We start from the raw sequence: 538 nt of genomic DNA on the forward strand, positions 1-538 counted from the left end.
AAGCTGAAAGTCTGTTTGAGACTGATGCCGGAGGAAGTATAAAAGAAGAAATGGCGTCCAACAACTCATTGATACCGATATTGAACATTGCTGATCCATGTAGCACCGGATAGACTTTGGCTTTTGCCACAAGAGCGATTATCGTATTCCAATAATCAGCCGGTGAAATTTCGCTATCCGCCAAATATCGCTCTAATATATTGTCGTCATGGTTGCATACAAATTCTTTGTATTCTTCCTTTATATATGTTTGGGAGCAAACCGGATAAACCGATCCATCGACAACAGTTTGCATAAACAGGACATCTTGCGACAGATTTGTTTTTATATCCATATACAAACGCTCCAAATTCACACCGGCACGGTCAATCTTATTGATAAATATAATTGTCGGGATTTGCAGCTTTTGTAAAGTACTGAACAGCAACTTTGTCTGCGCTTGTATGCCTTCCTTTGCGGATAAGATGAGGACTGCTCCATCAAGCATTTTGCATGTCCGCTCCACTTCCGCAATAAAATCCATGTGTCCCGGAGTGTC

1 protein-coding gene is annotated in these 538 nt (G+C 41.3%); it reads right to left on the minus strand.

The annotated features are described in order from the left end of the window. On the minus strand, positions 1-538 hold a 538-nt coding region (locus tag ACFFIX_RS27925; RefSeq protein WP_378939920.1), incomplete at both ends, for a GTP-binding protein.

It is taken from the genome of Metabacillus herbersteinensis (assembly GCF_042433335.1).
Taxonomy (GTDB): Bacteria; Bacillota; Bacilli; order Bacillales; family Bacillaceae; genus Metabacillus; species Metabacillus herbersteinensis.